The sequence below is a fragment of the Candidatus Nitronauta litoralis genome (assembly GCA_015698285.1).
In the GTDB taxonomy this organism is placed as follows: domain Bacteria; phylum Nitrospinota; class Nitrospinia; order Nitrospinales; family Nitrospinaceae; genus Nitronauta; species Nitronauta litoralis.
On record CP048685.1, the window covers coordinates 212,660 to 233,915 of the forward strand.

The window sequence follows — 21,256 nt, forward strand, 5'->3', positions numbered from 1 at the left end:
TTTTAAACTCCCGCCTTGGCATCGGCAATGAGTTCTTCGTAGTCTTCACGGAAATATTTGATGCTGCTGGCCACAGGACCCACTGCGGCATCGCCCAGCGGACAGAAACATTTGAAACTCATGTTGTCACAAATGTCATCCAGCAACTCAACCTGATCCGGCTTTCCATTCCCCTGCTCGATCTGGCTTAGCAGTTGGTACATCCACCGCGTTCCTTCTCGACAGGGCGTGCACTTGCCACAAGACTCGTGCATGTAAAAATAAGCCAATCGCAATGTCTCGGCGACCACGTTGGTGGTATCGTCCATTACGATGAGTGCTCCGGAACCGAGCATGGAGCCCGCTTCCGCAATTGATTCGTAATCGTAGGGCACATCGACCTTGTCTGCAGGCAACATGGGCACAGAAGATCCACCTGGAATAAATGCTTTCAATTTATTTCCATTTCGGATGCCACCGGCGTGTTCGTTGATGATGACCGAGGTCGGCGTTCCCATGGGAACTTCATAGTTTCCCGGCTTGTTTACATGACCGGACACACTGATCAGTTTCGTGCCTTTACTTTTTTCGGTTCCAATTGCGGCATAAGCTTCTGCGCCTTCATTGACTATAAAGGGAACAACACAAAGAGTTTCGACGTTATTGACAATAGTCGGCTTACTGTACAAACCTTCAACTGCCGGGAACGGAGGCTTTAGCCGCGGCTCTCCACGACAGCCTTCAAGTGAAGACAATAGAGCCGATTCCTCACCACATATATAGGCTCCTGCACCGAGATGCGAATACATCTCCAGATCGAACCCTGAACCTAAAATATTTTTACCCAGATACCCTTTGGCGTAAGCCTCTTCGATGGCTTTGTCAAAAACCCGTTGAATGTGCCGAAACTCTCCCCGCAGATAGCAGTAAGCTGTGTTAATGCGACAGGCATAGGAACAGAGAATCATGCCTTCGATAAGAAGGTGTGGGTTTTTCTCCATCAATTCGCGGTCTTTACAGGTGCCCGGTTCACTTTCATCCGCATTGCAGGCCAGATATCGGGGGAACACATCCTTCGCCAGAAAACTCCACTTGAGTCCGGTAGGAAATCCTGCCCCACCACGACCCCGCAGCCCTGACGCTTTGACCATTTCCACAATCTCTTCCGGCTTTTTTTCAAATGCTTTTTTTAGAGACTGGTATCCGTCCAGAGTTTTTTCGTAAACCTCTATACCGGTCAGGCCCGGGGTGTCGATTTCTTTAGTCAGTATTTTCATATTTGTCTCACGGCAGCGATGCCAGGATTTTATCGATTTTATCTTTGGTCAAAAACTCGTGAAAATCTTCATTGACCCGCATCATGGGTCCGCCGCAACAGGCAGCCAGACACTCTTCCCTGAGCAGGGTGAATTTTTTATCCGTTGTTGTACCTCCAACCTCAATACCCAGCTTCTTAGCCGTGTAATCCAGAAGGTCGTCAGCTCCCAACAACTTGCAGCTTATGTTGTGGCAAAACAGAATGACGTACTTCCCCACTGGCCGGGTGTGGAACATGGTGTAAAAAGTAGCAACCGATTCAACGTAGGCAGGAGAAACATCGAGCCGTTTCCCAATTTCCTCCATAGCCTCAGGGGTAACATAACCCTCCTGATCCTGCGCCACATGCAACAAAGGCAATAACGCGGATTTCTTGAAGGGGTATTTGGCCAGGTTTCTCTCGATTTCCTTTTCTGATTCCTCGGAGAAAACAAACATCAGCGGTCCACCTCTCCCATAACGATGTCGATACTTCCGATGATGGCAACCACATCGGCAATATAGGCCCCTTCCATCATTTTGCACATACCGGGTATCCCCATAAAAGACGGTGCCCTGAGTTTCATCCGGAGCGGCATGTTGGATCCGTCGGAAACGATGTAAAACCCGACTTCTCCACGGGCACCTTCAGTCGGCACATACGTCTCACCCGCCGGCACCTTGATTCCATCTGAAACCAGTTTGAAATGGTGAATCAGTGCTTCCATACTGGAATGCAGTTTTTTGCGGTCTGGCAGGGACACCTTGTTGTCAGGAAGTTTGTAGTGCCCAGTCGGCAGGTTGTCGAGTGCCTGCACAACAATCTCGCGACTCTGACGCATTTCCTCGACGCGAACCTTGTACCGATCGTAGACGTCGCCATTGTCGCCGGTTGGCACCTTGAAATCGAATTCGTCATAGCGGCTGTAAGGGCGATTTTTACGCCAATCGAAATTCACTCCCGAAGCACGCAGAACAGGACCACTCATCGACCAGTTCATCGCTTCCTCAGCTGTCATCACCCCGACGCCTTTTGTTCGATCGAGCCAGATCGGGTTATTGGTCAGGAGGCTTTCGTATTCATCAACCTTTTCCGGAAATTCGTTAACGAACTTTCGGACCTTGGCAAGCCACTCGGGAAAACTATCGAACGCCACTCCACCTGGCCGGATATAACTCGTCATCATCCGGACACCGGAGATCATCTCATTAAGATCAAGAATTTCTTCGCGTTCGCGCCAGCAGTACAGGAATACCGTCATCGCTCCAATATCCAGCGCATGGGTACCAAGCCAGACAAGGTGCGAGCCAATTCGCCCAAGCTCACACATAATGACCCGCAGGTAATCAGCGCGGGGAGGCAACTCATCCAACTCCAACAGCTTTTCAACCGTGAGCGAAAATGCAAGATTGTTTTGAGGTGGATTCAGATAATCGAGCCGGTCTGTCATCGGGATACAGTGCACGTAGCGCTTGTTCTCGCCAGTCTTCTCGATTCCCGTGTGAAGAAAACCGATATCGGGTTCAGCCGACCTTACGATTTCCCCATCCATCTCCAGCACAACGCGGAACACCCCGTGCGTACTGGGGTGTTGCGGACCCATGTTCAGGGTCATCGTATCTTTATCGCGTTCCAGGAGGCCCTGTTCAGTGATCGACATTAATCCTCCGTCTCGTATTCCGCTTTGGTCTGAACCAACTCGGACTTGTGATCGGCATTATGAGAAAACGCAATGTCTTCCCAGACAAGAGGATAATCTTTAAGCATGGGATTCCCTTCCCAGTCGTCCGGCATGATCAGACGCTTTAGATTGGGGTGGCCCGGCACATCAAAGCCATACATATCGAACATTTCACGCTCGGCAAAATCCGCCCCACTCCAAAGATCCGTCACACTGGGAACAGATGGCTCGTCTTCATCCAGACCGACACGCACTCTAACCGTATGGTTTTTGGTGAGGGAATGAATTTCGTAGACCGCTTCAAAACGGGGTTCCCGATCCTGCTCAAGGTAATCCACACCGGTAATGTGGGATACGTTATTGCAGTCCATGGCAGGATCATTTTTCAGGTATTCTGCAACGCGACGAAACTGCTCCGGACTCGTATGGAGCACGGCATCGCCGAGAACGACTTCCGCAGAAGTCAGAGCATCCCCAAGGTCTGCTTTGGCTTTTTCAATTAATTCCTGATGCGTCATTCGTGTCTAAGCTCAAGCCACTTTTTTTCGGGCGCGAGGTGTTCCGGCCTCGTTCATTATTTTTTCCTGGAGCTTGATGATCCCGTAGATCAACGCCTCCGGACCTGGAGGGCACCCGGGCACGTAAACATCTACCGGCACCACGCGGTCAACTCCCTGGACAATGGCGTAGTTATTGAATATGCCACCGCACGAGGAACAGGCCCCCATTGCCATGACCCATTTAGGCTCAGGCATCTGGTCGTAGATCAATTTCAGAACCGGTGCCATCTTCTGTGACACACGTCCCGAGACAATCATCAAATCCGCCTGCCTCGGAGAAGCGCGAAAAACCTCCGCTCCAAAGCGTGCCGCATCCCAGCGACTGTTTGCCATGGCCATCATTTCGATAGCACAGCAGGCCAGACCAAATGTGGCAGGCCAAAGGGCATTTTTCTGAGCCCATCCAACGACCTTGCCGAGCTTGGTGGTTAAAATCGAATCGTACATCGCCCCTGCATACTGGGCGTTTAAGGCAGATAATTCGTCCTGCACATTCATTTTCAAATCATCGATTTTTTCATCGAAAACCTGTGCGGCATGTTCTATCAATCCCATTCCAATCCTCCCCGTCCCCAAACGTAGACGTAAGCGATGGCCAGAATGATAATAAAAAGCAGCATTTCAACCAGGCCGAACAATTGCAACTGGTCGAGAGCAACCGCCCAGGGATACATGAACACCACTTCAATATCGAAGATGATGAACAGCATCGCGATGGTGGCAAAACGAACCGGAAACCGGCCTTTCGCCTCCTCGGAGGGCAGCATGCCGCATTCGTATGGAATCATTTTCTGGGCGGTGGGTTTGCGCGGCCCCAGGATGGTGGATAACACCAACATCCCGCCGATAACACCGAGGGCAACAAGCGCAAAAACGCCTATGAATAAGTATTCACTCAAGAGCCGGTCCCTACTAATGAGAAGGAAAACGTTTAAACGCCTTCCGGGTTGCCGGATGGATCGCCAACTCCCTGCCCTTGATGCCTGAAAAACAACAAGTCACAGGAAATCAATTCATTTTACCATTAAAGGCAAATTGACCACGATCCAGTGATCGAATTGGCGATTATATGCGGCCCCTCAACCCCTGTCAATTCCTGATTTTAGCTTGGTTTAGACCAAAAATTTTGAGGCGGGGGGTGGGATTTCCCTTTGGAATTAACGGGTATGAGGGAATCGTGATACAGGGTCTAAAGGACCAACAATTTCAAGTCTCTGTACTGAAATTACAGGGGAAGGAGCCACTATTCAGGGAAAGAAATGTCTATCCAGGATATTCCAGGTGCATGCGATAGATCAAACCCAGCGGATTATCTTCAGGAACCTGGGCATTGGGTCGGGCATAGTTAATGACTTCAAACTCGATTGAGTTTTCCCCTTCTTTAAGATGCGGTCCAAGATGCAAAAGGAAGGGGTCGGCAAAATCTGCCCCACCAAACTCTTGAGGAAGGGATTTTCCATTGATCGAAATATGGCAGGTGTCGTCTGCTCTTACAAACAGGTCTGCACGATTGACCTCTGTAGCTTTCCCGTTTGGCAGGTTAAAGTTGAACCGAAAACGATAGCGGCCACCGGTTTTCGCTTCTTCCAAGGTGACCTTATCGCGGAACGCAACCCACTGGGCACCCTTGATTCCACGCCATTTTGAATTGAGCTGACAAAGAACCGCAGGAATCCATTCGCTGGCCTGATTATCAAAAACCTCCGTTCCAATGCCACTGGCAAACACAGAGGCTTTAGTTTTCTTGGTCGTTCCAATGGTGAGCTGTGTAATCACCGGATGACTTTCCTCCCACATGGCATTGGCCAGGTTCTCGTACTGGTCAAACAGGGCTCCCCGTTTTCGCACCAGCATCATACTGGGACGCTGATGGCTTTTGCCCAGATAGGGCCCAATGTCAGCTATGATGATTCCCCCGGGGTCGTGGGCATCCACAGAAATAAACGAATGGGACGGAATGGTTTTATAAGTATGTACTTCCAACGTCCCTTTACCGGGAGCTTTTATTTCATCCAGTTCCTCCTCAAGTTTCTGAAAAAGAAGCAACGACGTTTTGATTTCATTCAGGAATGTGGCCTTACCCCCAATCTGCCGAGTAATGATCTCCACCACTTCTGAATCCGGGTCCATAACCAGCAAACGGACCCTGATACCGGCCAGAACCTTTTCCCGTATAAGGTCACGGCTACCAGTAGAGATGGAAAGCAGTGAAGACCCACCAATAAAAATTTCCTTTTTCACATGACGAAACAAATCTTCAAAATTGTGAGCGTGTGCCAACTCCGATCGATTCTTGTAAATACCACGAATTCCCAGACGCACCGCATCCGGGTTAACGATCTCCTGCAGAGCCTCCTTATATTCATTAAAAGTCAGCTCACGCAAAAACAATTCGTAACCAAGAGACACCACACCGATCATGGAAATCAGCAGGGAAAATTCCTTTACCGGGTGTAGCCAGATACTTTCTTTTTCCAGCAACAAGTCTGCGCTAATGTATCCCGCCATCCCCACGCCGAAGATAATGAGCGCAAGAAATACCACACGGTCGCGAATCCAGGTCCTAAGGGCCGGGCCTTTTTTGGGCTGCACACCAACAGGTTGAGTCATATTTTCAATACTTTAATGTTAATTCAATTTGGTCCTGTAGGGTACCGGAAACAATCAAAACAAACAAGACGATACTATGAGATACCTATAAGAAAATCATCACTTTATGATGTTTTTATCTATTTTGAAAAAATCAACTCAAGCCAGATTTCCTTCGAACCCACCATTCGGTCACCAGCAGAGTCAGCAACAACCCGTACGACCACCAGCTATCCCAAAGGGAAAACATGCGGCTACTGGTTTTAACTTCATAATCCGGGTTGGGAAAAGTGAGCCCCTCAATAAAGCTGCCCGGCTTCAGTTCACGATGCTTTCCCCCGGAAACCTCTGCCAATGTTTTGAGCAAAACCGGATTGACCTGCGGCCTTTCAAACTCAGTTGTGGGACTGAAAACAGTAAACCGGGCTTCTTCCCGGGTTACTTCCTCACCATTTTTCAGAGCAACCTCGGCCACATAAAATCCCTCTTCGGGAGGTTCGAACTCAAATCGGCCCTCGCCTAACTCGTCGGTCTTCAATTCGCGTTTAATCAGTTCTTTATTTTCCGAAATAGACCTTATGGAAATGGTTGCTTTTTTTTCATCAAGTGGGTTGTAGTCCTGGCCCAACGCCTGGAAATGCACCAGAACTTTTTCTTCTTCCCAATAATGCTCTTTACTTGTTTCAAGTTGTAACGGGTTGGTTTGCGGGTCCCGCGTCATCCAGGCGATCACATTTTCCCAGAACTTCTGATAGTAACGGCCGCTGCCCCCCTGCCCGACCCGCAGAAAATTCCAGTTCCACAAGGTGTCGGTCGCAATCACCATACTGCGACCTTCCCCAAAGCGTCGTGTTGCCAGAACAGGTGAGGGGGTGTCAGATTTTAAAGACTGCGCAGCAAGCACTTGAGCGCCTTCAACCGGAACCAGGCCTGCATTGCGCCCGCCGATGGCTGGCATGGACTCCCAGATTTCCCTGTTGCGTGTTTCATCCTTTTCCAGGCTGAGAATGGGATGACGTAAAAGCTCCGGAACAATTTTCGCTTTGAAATCGTCGTCGGAAAACCACTTTGCGTTGCGATCCATTTTGATCGGCAAGATCTCCTCAACCGGAGTTCTCATGTACTCACCCGATTGAAATGAAAGGTCACCGCCTATCATCAGGAAAGCCCCCCCGTGCTCCACAAACTTTTTAATATTACCCAGGTATTTTCGATCGATAAACGGTTTAAAGCGGAAATTATGAAAGATCACAAGATCAAATGAATCGAGATAGTCAGTGAACAACAGATTGGAAGGAAATGGAATCAGACTGAGTTCCTGGGTTGTCGCCATCACATCATCTGTCAACGTTCTTAAAATGAAAAACGACAGCAAGTCCACTTTCGGATTGTTAGCGAGCACCTCCCTTAAAAACCGGGAGTCCCAAGAAGGCCGACCATTTAAATGCAATACACGAATCCGGTCCCGCACGACATTGACTTGAAAATGGGTCTGGTTGTTAACCTCTACGGCCTCCCCCGCAAACACCGGCATGGACAAGGTATAAAAGCGTTTGCCGGTATTTCCCGGTGTAAACTCAAGCTCAACCTGATACCGTTCCTGTTCGGGCTTAATGTTGAGAATACGCGAAGCATGGATTTTGTCGCCTTCTTTCAACACCACCGGAACACTGCGAGTGCCCATGTTGCTGGCTGTAATGGTGGCGGTCAGTCTCAAAGGCTGGTGAACGAAACCAAAATCGCTGGCTTCCAGCTTTGGAATTCCAAGGTCCTTCAACCCCTCTTCACTCCCTGCCATAAAAGTAAAAACAGGCCCATCCAGCCTGCCCGCGAGCTCAGTCAACCCGGATGAAATTTCGCCCTCTATCTGAGACAGGTCTGCGCCATCAGATAATAGGATGACACCTTGAAGAGATTTGCCATTGTATTTTTTATGCAGCTCATTGAGAACGTTTGTGAAATCCGTGTTCAGTCCACGCGCTTTATAACGGGAAAACGATTCATCTAAAGAAACCGGACTGAGCCTGTCCGAGAAAAAATAAAAATCAACCTGATGCGTTTCTTTCAGTTCTTCAAAGAAACCCGCGCTTCCCTTGAGCGCTTCCTTGACCAGTTCCAGCCGAGGCTCCCCTTGAGGAAAAGTTTTCACTCCCAGGCTTTTACTGTCATCAATTAATACCGCAACCGTATTGCGCATTGGCAAAACGTGCTTTAACTCCAGTTGAGGCTGCAGGGTCACGATGAGTAATAGAAGCAATGCGGCAATGCGCAGGCCAAACAAAAAATATTTTTTGGGTCGGGATGGAATATTGGTCAGGCTGAACCAGAAAAACCAGAGAGTCAGAGGTATCAGAGCTGCGAGAATAAGGATAGCCCAAAGTGCACCATCGCCACCCCAGTGCAATTCCCAGGCATTGTATTCTCCTGTACCCAGCCAGGAAGGGAGGTTCACCGGGAATTATACCTCCTCAACCTTTCCAGAATTGTTGGAAGGTGCACGAGGTCTTTTTTATAATCCAGGGTAAGGGAATACATGATGATATTGACCCCGAGGCGAATACTCTGTGTCCTTTGCTTAGGCCCACTGCCGATCATGTCAAAATTATAATGGCCCAGTTTATTCTTGGACCAGGCTCCGGCAAGATCATTTCGCGAATAGACGATTACTGTTTTGCCTTTTACTGTAATGCCTTCAAGATAAGGATTAACCTGAACCCGACCTGCCACCTCATTGATCAAATAAAAGGACCGGAAAATGGAATGGTCCTGCCCAATTTTCTGAAACGGCGTGTGAGGAAACAGGTCGTTAATCATTTTCCTTACCGAACCGTCAAAACCTGAATTTGGGGTCGTAGAATTATCGTCGATCAGTAGAAATCCACCGTAGTTGAGATAATCCCGCAGGGCTTTGATTTCACCTTTTTTAAATGGTTCGAACCCACCTGTCCCCCCCATATATAGGAAAGGATGATGAAACAGTCGAGGATCGTCGAGCTTAAACTCCAGGGAGTCACGCCGAACTTCTACGGACGTACGCTTTGCCACCTGCGCCAGAAGACTTTCGAGGGCCTTGGGCCGGGGTTTAAAATCGCCCCCGCGATACTGGATTTGCGGGATTGCCAGTTTCGAGGAATCACCGATCGCAAACACCGGAATTGATGTCAGCAGAACTGCTATAAAAGCTAGCAGAAGGCAACAGGCTATCGCCGGTTGGTGACCTGGCCGGTATAGGAATAGATTTCTATTTTCTGTTGTTTTCTGTATCACAGTGTTCACTCCCCTTACTACATGATAACAAATCTTGCCTGTCACCGCCTGCCTGCTAAAAAGTTTTGCTCCGTTCCCAAGCCTGGGTTAGACTGACCCGCAACATCAATGTCTTAACTGCTTTGTTTTTATTACATATGAACCGAATCGTACTTCTCAATCCTGGCCCCGTCAATGTCACGGACACCGTTCGAGACTCCCTGCATCGCGGGGATATGTGCCACCGGGAACAGGAGATCGCCGACCTCATCCAGGATATTCGTCGCAAACTCCTCATCGCTTTCGATATCGAGGGACAATACCGTGCTGCGCTGATCTCAGGGTCGGGAACAGCCGCGCTCGAAATGGGAGTGTCGTCCTGTCTCAGTGAAGGCAAAACCCTACTGGTGATTGAGAACGGTGTTTACGGCGAACGCATCAGCAAAATGGCCGATGCGTACGGCCACAACACGATTGCACTCAATACACCCTGGGGAACACCGCCCGACCTGGATGAAATTGAAAAAAAGCTGGCCGCCCATCCTGACATTGAGGTAGTCGGCATGGTGCATCATGAAACGACCACCGGATTGATGAATCCGCTGGACGCGGTATACGGGCTGTGCCAGAAATACGATAAACGGTTATTGATCGATGCCATCAGCAGCATTGGCGGTGAAACTTTTAATTTTTCCAATACCCCCGCAGATATCGTGATTGGCACCGCAAACAAATGCATTCAGGGTTATCCCGGCGTCTCTTTTGTGCTCTCAAAAATTTCAGACTGGGACCGACTGGAACGGGTGCCAGCTCGCTCTCTTTATTGCAATCTGTTTCAAAACCTCAAGGCGCAGGACAAAGGCGACACCCTGTTCACTCCGGCAATCCAGGTCCACTATGCCCTCGACCAGGCACTGGATGAATTAATCGAAGAAACCGTCGAGGGACGGATTACGCGCTACAACAAAGCCGCGAATTTTTTAAGGCAGGGTTATCAGGAAATAGGACTTGATCTACTTTTGCCTGTAGAGCTGCTATCTAACACGATCACAGCTCTCAAACTTCCCGATGGGATGACTTACGAACCTTTGCACGACTATCTAAGAGAAAAGGGGTTTGTTATTTACGCCGGGCAAGGCAATTTAAGCGACACCATTTTTCGTATCGCCAACATGGGCGATATCCGACAGGAAGAGTTCGAGCGACTGCTGGTGGTATTACGGGAATGTGTTCACACCATAGGAAAGGCCTAAAAAGATGAAGGAATTATTCGACCTGATGCGCGAATACGCGGCCGAGGTTCATCCGGCACCGGCAGAAGAATTACCGCACCCGGAACTTGGCAAAAGCCTTGGGTTGTTCCACGTCTGCCTGCTAGAAACCGATCTTGCCCGTGATGAAATTCCGGGAATGCCCAGTGTCAACGCCTCTCCGGACAAGCTGGAACCCAACCACCTGTCACGTTTTGTAGTTGGCTTTCTCCCGTTTAATTCTGTTTCCACTCCTGAAGAAACCAACCAGGTCTTATTTGATGTCTATTCGTTTATCAATTGGCTGGACAAAAAAAATATTCCACACGGATGGGCTGAACTCGATTTCTCGCTTAAAGTCAGGGAACTCCTTGAAGCACAAAAACGCTGTCTTGAACTGAGCCATTATCTGGATGAAGAAAGCGGACGCATCCTCGAAGACCCTCCAGCCATCACCCACACCATGGCCGATGTATTTCAGGTGGTCAATATAGACGAAAAATTCGTTACTTTAAAAGGCCTCCATCACGAAGACACCGTTCGCATCGGACTGCCGGGCGAAATCGTCAAATGGGTCCGACCGCACGATCACATGGATCTGGTTCTGGGCGACACATCGGAAAGATGGGTGTTACTGGAAGCAGGGCAGGTTTTCCCCGAATTCGAGAGCGACAAATAGGTGTTGGCGCCTGGCTAACAAAAGCCTTCAGCGATGCGCTTTGGAAACTTATTCCTTCATGTCAATAGTGCAGTCAACTACCACTATCGGGAGGTGGTCAGTCGATCACTTCGACTTTGACCCAGGCGAGACCATTCCTGTAGAACCCCAGCTTTTTTGCAGCGGCGGCGCTGAGGTCGATCAGCCGTTTACCCGATGACGGGTTTCTGTCGCTCGGGAATGGGCCGCGGTCATTCACTCTGACGTTCAAGGAACGACCGTTTTCAAGGTTTGTGACACGAACGTTGGTGGGTAACGGCAGGGTTCTATGTGCTGCGGACAACCGGCTCGGGTGAAACGATTCGCCCATGGCTGTGGTGTTTCCGCCCGGTCTACGATACGTTTCTTCTCCATACCAACTGGCCCAGCCTTCCGCGCTGTAGCCTTCTGCGTTTTCAACCTGCATGGGTGAATACCGGACCCCTTTGACCTTGTAGTTCCCGTTCCAGGGACCAGGCTTGGGTCTGGCATCACGCAAGGGTTCTAATTCCGGAGAAGGGCTCAACCAGAAAATAAACAGTAAGCCACCAAACACGAGCCAGAGCCCAACCCCAATCGAATTGATGATCCGTTCATTCATGATCCGGTCGCCTGATAAAAAAAATTAGCGGTAATCTCCGGTCAAAATAAATCCGGCCCAGTAAGAGGGGTGCGGATACAACCGTTTCACCTGCAATTGCGCCTTCCTTAAACTTTCCCCTTTGTTCTCTTTAATATAATTCCTGTAAAAATGTTTGATGAGAACAGCGGTCGAAATATCACTGACTCGCCAGAGTGACGACACAATAGCATGAGTTCCGGCATAGATAAAAGCCCGGTTGAGCCCGACCAGTTCATCACCGCCGGTGATTTCTCCAAGACCGGTCTGGCAGGCACTGAGAGTAACGAGGTCCGCCTTGATATCCAATGAGAATACCTCGTTGACTTCAAAGTTTCCATCAGCCTCATCATCCCGCGCCAGCTTGAGCGAAGAAAACAAAGGATTGACCGGATCAAACTCTCCGTGGGAAGCGATGTGGATGATCTGGTAATCCGAGATATTTTTTTGCAACCAGCTTTCACTGGCTTTTTCACGGGTAAGGATGGTCACCTCAGGAAAGTCCCAACGAATTGCATTGGCTTCCAGCTCTGCCAGTGGCAGATCGTAGTTAAGCGTACCGAGATCAGGATTGCCCATAGCCAATACTTTGATTGGACCTTCATGTTTCTGTTTGCGCTTGAACGTGTATTCCAAAACGGACGCACTGGGCGAAAAGAACAATGGATGTTTTTCGATTAAATACGACTCCCCATCATACAAGGACGAGAAAGAAAGATAGTGGAGGTGGGAATGCGGAACGATTCCTACCACCCTGGTTCCAGCAAGATAGGGCAGCACCGGGGTAACAACAAGCTTGTATAAACTTTTGGACTGTTCTTCCAGCGGAGCCACATTTTGCATACGATTGCGGTAATCCGTGATGGCTTCAACCAGTTCTATTTCTTTGATTGGAGTACGCACCACCTTGATGCCTTTGGTAGTGATCACCCATGCGACCAATTCACGTTCGGTGACCAGGTACTCGACCAGGGACACATCTGGAGCCAACATGGAAGTCAATTTCTCCAGTGTGATCGACTCCACAGTAACGAAGTTTGAAATTTGCGGACTCTTCTCTTTCACCTCAATTAAAAGGTCCTGATACCGTGTCCGGGCAGCCACAAGTTTAGTCTGTGCTTTTTTGACTTCTTCCTCCCCTTCGGTATTGGCCAATTCCTCTTCTGCCTGACGGATCACCTGTTTCTGCCCAGTAAGGGAATCGTACATCTTCTGCCCGACATCATCCTTGAGACTCATCTTCTGGTTTCCAAGGAGATCAATAAAACTGCGCGCTTTGGCTCTTTCCGCATATTCAAATGAAGCCTGGGTTTGCCCGGCATCCAGCAGCAGCAGGATGAGTTCCTTATAGATATCCTGTTTGTCTGTGAGGAAGCCGTTCTGAAATTCTTCAACCTTGATGGAGGCGCGCATGCTGTCGACCACATCCACGCCCTGTTTGTAAGCAGCAATGGCCTCAGCTTGCTTTCCAGCTTCCTTCAGGCAAGCCCCCTGCCCTCTCAACGCCCGCCATAAAACTTCCTTGATATTGTAGCGTTTGGCAAGCTGTGCGGTTTCCTTATAAGTACCAATGGCGTTCTGACACTGTTTGCGCTCGCGGGCCAGATTGCCAAGCTCCAGTTTGGCTTTTATCAGGTTGGTGTTATTTCCGATCTCGCTACTCAAGGCGATGGCCTTCTGGATGTGGCCTTCTGCTTCATCCAGTTTTTTAAGACGCAGATAACTGATGCCAAGGTTTCGATGCGTATAACCCTGACCCCACTTCGATTTTAATTTCTCGTCACGTTTCAACGCCTCGTTAAACAACTCAATCGACTTTTCATATTTTTTATCCTTGCGGTAGACCAGCCCCATATTGTTATAGGCCGATGCGACGTCAAGATAAGCTTTCAGGTCTTCCGCCATTTCCCGGCTCTTGTCGAGATTCGACAGGGCGCGTGTCGAATCGTTGAGGGTCCAGTAGATCAGGCCCAACGTGTTGTAAACCCAGATCTGCTGATGGCGGTTGTTTATTTTTTCGGCAACCTCCAAAGCCTGTTTTTGTAAACGGAAGGCGTTTTGGTAATTCCCCTGAAACCACTGCGTATTGCCCTGGTAAAGGTAGGATTTGGAAAGTTGGAGAGGCAGGTCTTTTTCCTGGGCCAATGTTTGTGCTTTAACATATAGCGCCGTGGCATCATCGAACCGGCTCTGCTTCTCCGCGACCTGTCCCATTTCCAACCAGGACTCCGCTGTCTGCTCGGGCACGTCCAGTTCCTGAAACAGGGTATTGGCGGCTGTAAAAAATTCTTCTGCTTTCGGGTAATTATTCAAACGTAACAGGTAGATGCGGCCTATGCGACGCAATTCCCGGCCACGATTGAGGTCTTCCCCCATCTCTTCATTCAGGCGGATGGATGCGCTGAACGCCTTCAGGGCATCGTCATAATCCAAGGCATTCTCTTCTACGATCCCAAGCGTGCTGTAACTTTCCGCCAGCTTGTCGAGAATTTCATACTCCTCATAAAACTTGAGGGCTTTGGTCAGGTTTTCAACAGAAGGCGCAAAATCTTCATCACGGGAATACAGGATTCCCAGAAAAAAGTGGGCTTCGGCTACCTGTTCCGGATCTTCCGCTTTTTCAGCAAGCGCGAGAACCTGTTTCTGGTAGTGGACACCTTTTTTATAGTCTCCCAGGTTATAAGCCGCCTGCGCCAGCAATTTATTGAGTTGTCCGGCCTGGCTCTGGTCTTCCAGAAAGTCGATCAACACCAGGGCTTTTTCAAACCGGCTGATTGCTGCCAGCCAGTTTTTATCCTTGAATGCGCCTACACCGGCATCCACGTTTTGTTTATACCGCCCTTCGGCAAACTCATTCTTTTCCTTTTCACTCATTCCCGGAAACCCGTAATAACGGTAGGTCGCCCAGTCCGCGGAACCTGGAGAGGATTTGGCCAAAGCAAGTTGTGCCTGACGCAGGGATTCTGCTGGATTACCTTTCCTGAACGTTTCAAAAAACGCTGCAAGAAAAGCCGCGTGACGTTTTGGGTCCACAACCCCCTGGTGCAGCAATACCCCGGGATAACCAGCGTAGGTCAGCGAATGAATCAGAGGAGCGGTTGGGGAAACTGAAGTTTCAGGTGAAAAACGGAAATCAATTTCATTCAATGCTATAAAATTCGATTCCACCGATTGACTTAACAATTGTTCAAACTGCAAACGTTCAAAATGGCGAACGCGCCGCGTCAGGCTGATATAGGACTGATCCAGATCCAGTCCTGCAAGATATGCAGGGCTGTCGATTGCCACCACGCCAAAATGGCGAAATCGTTTGGAATATTGCTCAACGCTGCCATCGTCTTTCAGCAGGTTTTCAGCAGAAACAAAACGTTCACGAATGCCATCAAAGCCATCCATCTCCACAGCAAGCAGACGCGAGTTATAAAGGTTCTTCGTGGTTTCCGAAAGCGCAAACTGCCCCAAAGATGTTTGATAAGATAGTTTAACCTTTTGGATGAGAGGCTCTCCCTCCAGAGGAAGGGCCGCCCAGGGGAGGAACTCAAGAGGTCCACCAGCCACCAGGACAAGTGAATTCGCATCTTTCAATGCTGAGGCAACAGGAGTGAGGAGCACTTTGGACAATAGTAAAATATCCTTTTTTCCAGGAACCTCTTTTTTTCTCCCGATCCTTTCAAGTGCAGACTTTAAGTTTGCATCAACCTTAATCTTGCTGCCCTTCACCATTTTGCCATCAAGCCACCACAATAATATTCCATCACCTACCCAGTCGTACTTGACCAATACAGTGCCCGGCCGAAGCATCCCCTGAATGGAGTCGACCTCCGGTACTTCGGATAACACCAGAGCCCGCAATCCGGGATCTTCTTCAGCAATCACCCCTTCAACGAAATCGATGTACCCGGAGAGAAGGCCTTCCGTCTCGGCCTGCAAGGCCTCAGCATCCAGGTTTGTATCCTCACGCAGCTTTTTATAGTCGTGGGCAAACCCCTGAACCTCTTCGAACAACGCCTGTCGGGTCTCTCCTTTAAAATTCAGAGGAAGTTCTCCCAGGCGCGCCTGCATGGTTTTTTGCACAAGCGACTCTGAAGCATTCAACGCTTCATTGTATTCACGCCGATCAAAGTGAGATGCCGCCAGTTGATGGTATAAATCCTCAATCATGGAAAGGTGAGCAGGTCCACGGGACACACCAAACGGAAGCTGGGACAACGCTGCATCGGCCTCTTTTAAAAGAGCGAACCGGGCATCTCCCGAGGATTCCAGCGATTCCATAAACCGGAGCTGCCATTCAGAAAACACCAGTGCTCCTGAATCTTCGGGGGTCCCGGTTTCTTTTTCAGCCTTATCTTTTCCGGAAATGTACTGCGCCAGTTCCAGGTTCTTATTTAGCGCTGCCAGCAGATTCGATTTTTTTGAATCAGGCAAAGCCCCGGCCGCATCAATGGCTTTTTTAAAATACATTGCCGATTTTGAATTACTGCTCGCTACTGCATCCAGACTCTGCAAAGAAGCCTTGACTGCCTGCAATGGATCCTTGGCCTTGCCTGCCGGTATGTCGGACTGATGAAAAGCCTGGTAATGATACAAAATACCGAGGTCGTTTTTGATATATACGCGGTACTCCGGATTTGCCAGTGATTCAACCTCTTTATCCAGAGCACGCTCGGCGCTTTCCAGAATCCCGGTGATCTCCCCGATTTCATTATTTATTTTGGCGAAGGGTTCGGTACGGGTTTGCAAAATCAAGGATCGACCCAGGTTAGATGCGTTGACTCCAATTCCCTGACGGTTGTTGATCAAACGGCTGATGTCAAAGGATTCCTTGAAAAAGGGTTTACTGGCTTCAATATGACCCGCTTTGAAATGATAGTGGCCAATCTGATTGAGCAGCAGGGCTTTTTCCAAAAGAAGCGGAATATGTTTTTTTGGATCGAGTTCTTTCGGGATTAGCGACAGTTTCTTTTCAAAATAGTCGATTGCCTTCTGATAGTCGCCAAAATCCCCGAAAATTTTTCCTACATAATGGAAAATAAGTTTCTGTTCCCCCTTCTTGTCAAATCCCAACGCTGCCTGTGAAGCACTTTCGTCAATACCTGCTTCAAAACTGACATCCACGAGGCCACCACCGGAACTTTTTTTAACTTTGCCCCGCTGAACAACTCCGTTCTCTTCCAGTTGATCGATTGCCTTGAAGTAATGACCCAAAGCCTTGTTCAAAGAATTCGAATCGCGTCCCGGGTTTGTCGCATTGAGGGCATAGAGATTGTTGGCGATGTTGCGCAGGGTACGCGACATAGAAACCGTGTTGCCGGTTTTTTGATTCAGGGCCAAGGCACGCGAAAAATGTTCCACCGCCTCGGCATGTGAGCCCAGTACCTGATACGCCAGCGCAATCCTGTCATTGAGCTCCGCCATGCGTTTGGGTTTATCGAGTTTGGTGACCAATTCCAGAGCTTTTTTGTACAACTTTACTGAATGCTCGGTGTGTTCCGATTTGAAAGCACTCTCCGCGAATCTCTGGTAGTAGATCGCTTCACGCTCGGCGTTGAGGAAATCATGACCGCTGTTTAAACGCTGGTCATACACCAGGTAGGCTGAAAAATAGTTGGAGAGCAGATAGTTCCCGTGGCCGAGGTTCAGGAGCAGATTAGCTTCGTTTCGAGGTTGACTGATCGGGTCATTCAACACCAGCGCATCCTGATACTCCTGGACCGTTCGTTCCAGATATCCGGAGTCTGGTTTGGCGCGCTCCTTCTGTTCGAATACCCAACCAAGGGTCTGATGATAATAAACATTATTGGAATTCAACCGCATTGCTTTACGAATCCACTGTTCAGCGGTATCCAAATCAGGTGGAGAAAGATAAGTGTGAGCTAATCCCAAAGCGTACTGATCTTCAGCCGCAGGATTCTCCACCGCAATACGTTTATTATAAAAATCGATTGCGTGCTGGATTCGTTTCAAAGAAGCTTCGGCCTGGACATAACCGCGATGCGCCTCCACCGTTGTGGGCTCAAAATCTATCAGCTTGAGAAAAGACTTGCGTGCCAGTTTCATTTCGCCAACACGCAATTCCCATTCACCTTTTTCGACCGACTTATGGATGAACCCCCTCCGGGCTTTTTCCAGGGCATCGTCCAGGTTGCCCGGGTCACTTTCCACCGCCTGGTACTGCACAAGGCTCATTTCAAAATTTTCTTCTTCCGCATAAATTCCAGCCAACTGAAACCGCGCCGCGTTTCTGGCTTCCGGTGCCTTATCGAATTTTTCGATTGTTCTTTTGTAAGATTCCTTGGCCAGCATGTTTTCTCCGGCCTCGTAATACAATTCACCCACACGGTTTTGCACCGCACCGGCCAGTCTTGGCAAGTCTTCGTATTTTTCAATGAGGGCCGTGAGGCTGGCTATCTTTTTTGAAAGGGTTGGATGTTGCTCGTGAATTTCCAGAATTTCAGCGATTGCTTTCCCCGTCCAGCTTTCCACATCGTAATAATCACGCACCACATTGACGAAGGTCAGCACCAGATTTTTCTGGTCGCCAACGGTTTTGTAAACCTTGCTCTGGGAAAAAGCCGCCTCGGCTGAAAGATGACGGTAAGGAGGATAAGTTTTGATGACATGCTGGTAATGGTTGAGCGCTTCAGAAAATTCCTCGAGTTCATAATGAAGGTGCCCTTTTTCCACCCAGGCCCGGGCGGCAACTGCCGGCAATGCTTCATTATTTTGTATGATCGCCTTTAACTCTTCCAGCCCTTTCCTAAGACGGTTTCGAAAACTGGCTTGTCCCCCTTCACGGGATTTCTTCACATCGACCAGTAGAAGTTCTATTTCCGCAAGGTTCCTGTATCGTGGATTTTCAGCATAATCAGTAATGATCTGCCTGAATATATCTGCCGAGTGGTCCAGCTGCCCCAGAGTTTGATAACCCTTTGCCTGTCGATAAAGGATGCGCGCGAGAGACTGGTCTCCAGCAAAATCATTGATCAAAGCGTTATCTGCCAAAAGACATTTATAAACGTTATCTCCATAATCTTCACAAAGGTCTTCGACGGTTTGCAGTTCGTTCCCATATTTTTCACTCTTGGGAAGCAAACCATCCGGAGCCAGTCCCCAGATATCAGTTCCCTTTTCATTGGTTGAAGTGAAGTAAACTTGTGTTCCTACCGCAACCGGCTGCAGGTCGTAGGTTGTGCTGTCTGTGAGTTGGCGCAACTTACCGGGCTGCCCGTTTAAGAACTCGACACTCCACAGGTTTGGCTGATCGTCGATAGTGATGCGGTTATCGCCATTGGTATCATCCTGATACCGGGAAAAGTAAACCCGTTTGCCATCAGGCGAGACCCGGGGAGAAACATCCATAAATTCACCGGAGGTCAACTGAGCCAGCTTTCCAGTTTTCAAATTCTGTGCCCAAAGCCCCGATTCTTTGCCACGCGCTACCAGGACCATAAACAACCCGTCACCAGAAAGCGCAGGGGAAACCCCTTCAATTTTGGAAACGCGCTGGCGATTCTTACCGCCAATGTCCATGGAATAAATATACGGTCGGCGGGTTTCAGGATCCTGGGAGGTAAAAAACAACTGCTTTTGATCTGCAGACCAGGCGGGATCTGCTTCAGGATGAGCTGCATCGGTTATCAGCTTTTCTTTTTCTTCCGGCTTTTTATCAGGATCGTCCTCTTCCGGATCAGGCTTCAAACCCTCCAGAGACAGGAGATAAATGTCACCTTTGGGGTCGGTTCGGTTGGAGACGAACGCCAGCATTTTTCCATCAGGACTGATCGCGGGAGAGTTTTCTTCACCCGAATGCCAGGTGAGACGCTGATCCGGATCCTGCACTCCCGGTCCCAGATGCTTGAGCCACAGGTCCAGGTTTCCGGAACGATCGGAGACGTAAACAAGGGTATCGCCATTTGCGGAAACCGTCGGGGCAAAATCCTCACCTGGGTTGGATGTCACCTGACGCGGCTTGTTGAACTGAGAATCAGCCCACGCAGGCACAACGGCTGCTCCTACTTGCGAAAACAAAATCGTGGCTCCAAATAAAGCCGACATCCATCGCCCGCTACAGGCCATATTGTTATCTCCCAAAAATTTAATTCGCTGCCGAATGGAAATTGCAGTTAGAAAGTGAGAACCGAACCAGAAATAACGTTTTAAAAAGAAACTTTGATCCAGGCTTCTGGCCGTGAGATTTCAGAATATTGAGTAAAGCTTTCAGAAGTCATCTACTGAGTATAACGCTCATTAAAGGACCAAGGAAAGAGGCAGGGCGAAATATTAGGAGCACCAGTACCGGATCAATTTCCGATGAATTGTGACTCTATTTAAACTTGCTGTTTTCAGCCAATCAGCGTTGAGCCGCCCTGATGTTTTCGCGAAACGTTTTAAAAATATTTTTTACAGGAGGGATGAGTTTTTCTTTTAGCTCCTCAGGCACCCAGTTGATTTTTTCCGTTGGCCATTTTTCGAACTTGAAAATATCTAGTCCATGCTCTAGATAGGGTGCCCGCAATCCCTCCTCAAAACCATATATCAGGGCATTATTCAAAACTGTGCTGTAAACCTTCCGAATTTCTTCCGCTTCATTCAAACCCGACATAAAGCGCTTCATTGCGTCATCAATGATGGGTTCAGCGTGTTCCAGAAATTCCTCGGAAAAAATTTCCTTAAGCGTCAGGTAGGTGATGATCACATCCTGCAGCATGTACTTGATTTCCTGAGGATCTTCAAGAGTCAGCCCTTTATCGTAATCCAGGTTCTGCTTGAGCTCGCGGACGAGACGGATAGCGTCGTAAATAATCGACTGTTCCCACGACACAGCGTTCCAGGAAATGATCGGCCGGAGCCAGCGGATAGTTCCGGTCGAGTCTTCCAGATGGATTGTGATGTTAGGCATTTCCCGGTTTGAAAACGGAAGCTCCCCTCCCCACATTTTAAGATCGAGGTTCAGTCCATGTGGCTGGAATGCTCTGGCCATAGTGCTGGTATAAATACCAACAAATTTTTCCATGTTGCGCCGGTAGCTCATTGTGGGATTGATAGGCAGGTTGACCATACAATAGTATCGCCAGATACGACGCCTGGATTTCCCGTTTGGCTCTGCAATGAGATACGTCCCACCCCATATTCCGGAAGTTATGGGGATATCCTTACCGAATCCTTCAGACAGGTTGCGAGATACCTCCGCCGCCACGTTCTGGTAAAGTTCATTCAGATGGAAAAGGTTGGTAGCTTTATCTTCATAAAACACTGGACCAGTGGTGTAGGGACCGTAATTCATCCTCGAAATCTCCCAAAATTACCCGAACAGGATTGGCTTTTGCTGAACCGGAGAA

14 protein-coding genes are annotated in these 21,256 nt (G+C 48.9%); 2 read left to right on the forward strand and 12 right to left on the reverse strand.

The features are described 5' to 3' along the window. Positions 1–2 precede the first annotated feature (2 nt). The 9 genes from nuoF to G3M70_00970 all read right to left on the reverse strand — a co-directional run bounded on the left by nuoF (position 3) and on the right by G3M70_00970 (position 9,310). Positions 3–1,256 (reverse strand): NADH-quinone oxidoreductase subunit NuoF, encoded by a 1,254-nt coding sequence (gene nuoF, locus G3M70_00930; GenBank protein ID QPJ60527.1) that lies wholly within the window; start codon positions 1,254–1,256, stop codon positions 3–5. A 7-nt stretch (positions 1,257–1,263) separates the two neighbouring features. After that, positions 1,264–1,734 carry an NADH-quinone oxidoreductase subunit NuoE gene (gene nuoE / locus G3M70_00935; protein QPJ60528.1) on the reverse strand — a complete coding sequence of 157 codons (471 nt, stop codon included), beginning with the start codon at positions 1,732–1,734 and terminating at the stop codon, positions 1,264–1,266. After that, entirely contained in the window at positions 1,734–2,936 is a 1,203-nt protein-coding gene (nuoD, locus tag G3M70_00940) for an NADH dehydrogenase (quinone) subunit D (GenBank protein ID QPJ60529.1), read from the reverse strand. The genes nuoE and nuoD overlap by 1 nt, the downstream gene beginning before the upstream one ends. Then, on the reverse strand, positions 2,936–3,475 hold the full coding sequence (locus G3M70_00945) for an NADH-quinone oxidoreductase subunit C (GenBank protein QPJ60530.1): 540 nt from the start codon (positions 3,473–3,475) through the stop codon (positions 2,936–2,938). Before G3M70_00945 ends, nuoD begins: the two co-directional genes overlap by 1 nt. 12 nt (positions 3,476–3,487) lie before the next feature. Continuing rightward, a complete protein-coding gene (locus G3M70_00950; GenBank protein QPJ60531.1) occupies positions 3,488–4,072 on the reverse strand; it encodes an NADH-quinone oxidoreductase subunit B in 585 nt (194 codons plus the stop codon). Then, on the reverse strand, positions 4,063–4,416 hold the full coding sequence (locus tag G3M70_00955) for an NADH-quinone oxidoreductase subunit A (GenBank protein ID QPJ60532.1): 354 nt from the start codon (positions 4,414–4,416) through the stop codon (positions 4,063–4,065). The genes G3M70_00950 and G3M70_00955 overlap by 10 nt, the downstream gene beginning before the upstream one ends. A 364-nt stretch (positions 4,417–4,780) precedes the next feature. Further along, a complete protein-coding gene (locus tag G3M70_00960) occupies positions 4,781–6,127 on the reverse strand; it encodes a hypothetical protein (protein QPJ60533.1) in 1,347 nt (448 codons plus the stop codon). A gap of 133 nt (positions 6,128–6,260) precedes the next feature. Beyond that, positions 6,261–8,558 (reverse strand): hypothetical protein, encoded by a 2,298-nt coding sequence (locus tag G3M70_00965; protein QPJ60534.1) that lies wholly within the window; start codon positions 8,556–8,558, stop codon positions 6,261–6,263. Further along, positions 8,555–9,310 carry a DUF4159 domain-containing protein gene (locus G3M70_00970; protein QPJ63663.1) on the reverse strand — a complete coding sequence of 252 codons (756 nt, stop codon included), beginning with the start codon at positions 9,308–9,310 and terminating at the stop codon, positions 8,555–8,557. The genes G3M70_00965 and G3M70_00970 overlap by 4 nt, the downstream gene beginning before the upstream one ends. Before the next feature lie 200 nt (positions 9,311–9,510). Here G3M70_00970 and G3M70_00975 point away from each other — a divergent pair, with 200 nt between their 5' ends. Further along, the gene (locus G3M70_00975; GenBank protein ID QPJ60535.1) at positions 9,511–10,605 is read left to right on the forward strand and encodes an aminotransferase class V-fold PLP-dependent enzyme; all 1,095 of its coding nucleotides are present in this window, start codon (positions 9,511–9,513) and stop codon (positions 10,603–10,605) included. A gap of 4 nt (positions 10,606–10,609) precedes the next feature. Then, a complete protein-coding gene (locus tag G3M70_00980) occupies positions 10,610–11,281 on the forward strand; it encodes a hypothetical protein (GenBank protein QPJ60536.1) in 672 nt (223 codons plus the stop codon). Positions 11,282–11,378: 97 nt separating this feature from the next. Here G3M70_00980 and G3M70_00985 read toward each other — a convergent pair whose 3' ends face one another. The 3 genes from G3M70_00985 to G3M70_00995 all read right to left on the reverse strand — a co-directional run bounded on the left by G3M70_00985 (position 11,379) and on the right by G3M70_00995 (position 21,201). Further along, entirely contained in the window at positions 11,379–11,900 is a 522-nt protein-coding gene (locus G3M70_00985) for a septal ring lytic transglycosylase RlpA family protein (GenBank protein QPJ60537.1), read from the reverse strand. A gap of 24 nt (positions 11,901–11,924) precedes the next feature. Beyond that, positions 11,925–19,994 carry a CHAT domain-containing protein gene (locus tag G3M70_00990; GenBank protein QPJ60538.1) on the reverse strand — a complete coding sequence of 2,690 codons (8,070 nt, stop codon included), beginning with the start codon at positions 19,992–19,994 and terminating at the stop codon, positions 11,925–11,927. Between the two features lie 274 nt (positions 19,995–20,268). Beyond that, a complete protein-coding gene (locus tag G3M70_00995; protein QPJ60539.1) occupies positions 20,269–21,201 on the reverse strand; it encodes a hypothetical protein in 933 nt (310 codons plus the stop codon). Positions 21,202–21,256: the final 55 nt, after the last annotated feature.

Coding starts and splice junctions, on each gene's coding strand:
- nuoF (QPJ60527.1), bottom strand. CDS start 1,256: ATGAAAATACTGACTAAAGAAATCGACACCCCGGGCCTGACCGGTATA.
- nuoE (QPJ60528.1), bottom strand. CDS start 1,734: ATGTTTGTTTTCTCCGAGGAATCAGAAAAGGAAATCGAGAGAAACCTG.
- nuoD (QPJ60529.1), bottom strand. CDS start 2,936: ATGTCGATCACTGAACAGGGCCTCCTGGAACGCGATAAAGATACGATG.
- G3M70_00945 (QPJ60530.1), bottom strand. CDS start 3,475: ATGACGCATCAGGAATTAATTGAAAAAGCCAAAGCAGACCTTGGGGAT.
- G3M70_00950 (QPJ60531.1), bottom strand. CDS start 4,072: ATGGGATTGATAGAACATGCCGCACAGGTTTTCGATGAAAAAATCGAT.
- G3M70_00960 (QPJ60533.1), bottom strand. CDS start 6,127: ATGACTCAACCTGTTGGTGTGCAGCCCAAAAAAGGCCCGGCCCTTAGG.
- G3M70_00975 (QPJ60535.1), top strand. CDS start 9,511: ATGAACCGAATCGTACTTCTCAATCCTGGCCCCGTCAATGTCACGGAC.
- G3M70_00980 (QPJ60536.1), top strand. CDS start 10,610: ATGAAGGAATTATTCGACCTGATGCGCGAATACGCGGCCGAGGTTCAT.
- G3M70_00985 (QPJ60537.1), bottom strand. CDS start 11,900: ATGAATGAACGGATCATCAATTCGATTGGGGTTGGGCTCTGGCTCGTG.
- G3M70_00990 (QPJ60538.1), bottom strand. CDS start 19,994: ATGGCCTGTAGCGGGCGATGGATGTCGGCTTTATTTGGAGCCACGATT.
- G3M70_00995 (QPJ60539.1), bottom strand. CDS start 21,201: ATGAATTACGGTCCCTACACCACTGGTCCAGTGTTTTATGAAGATAAA.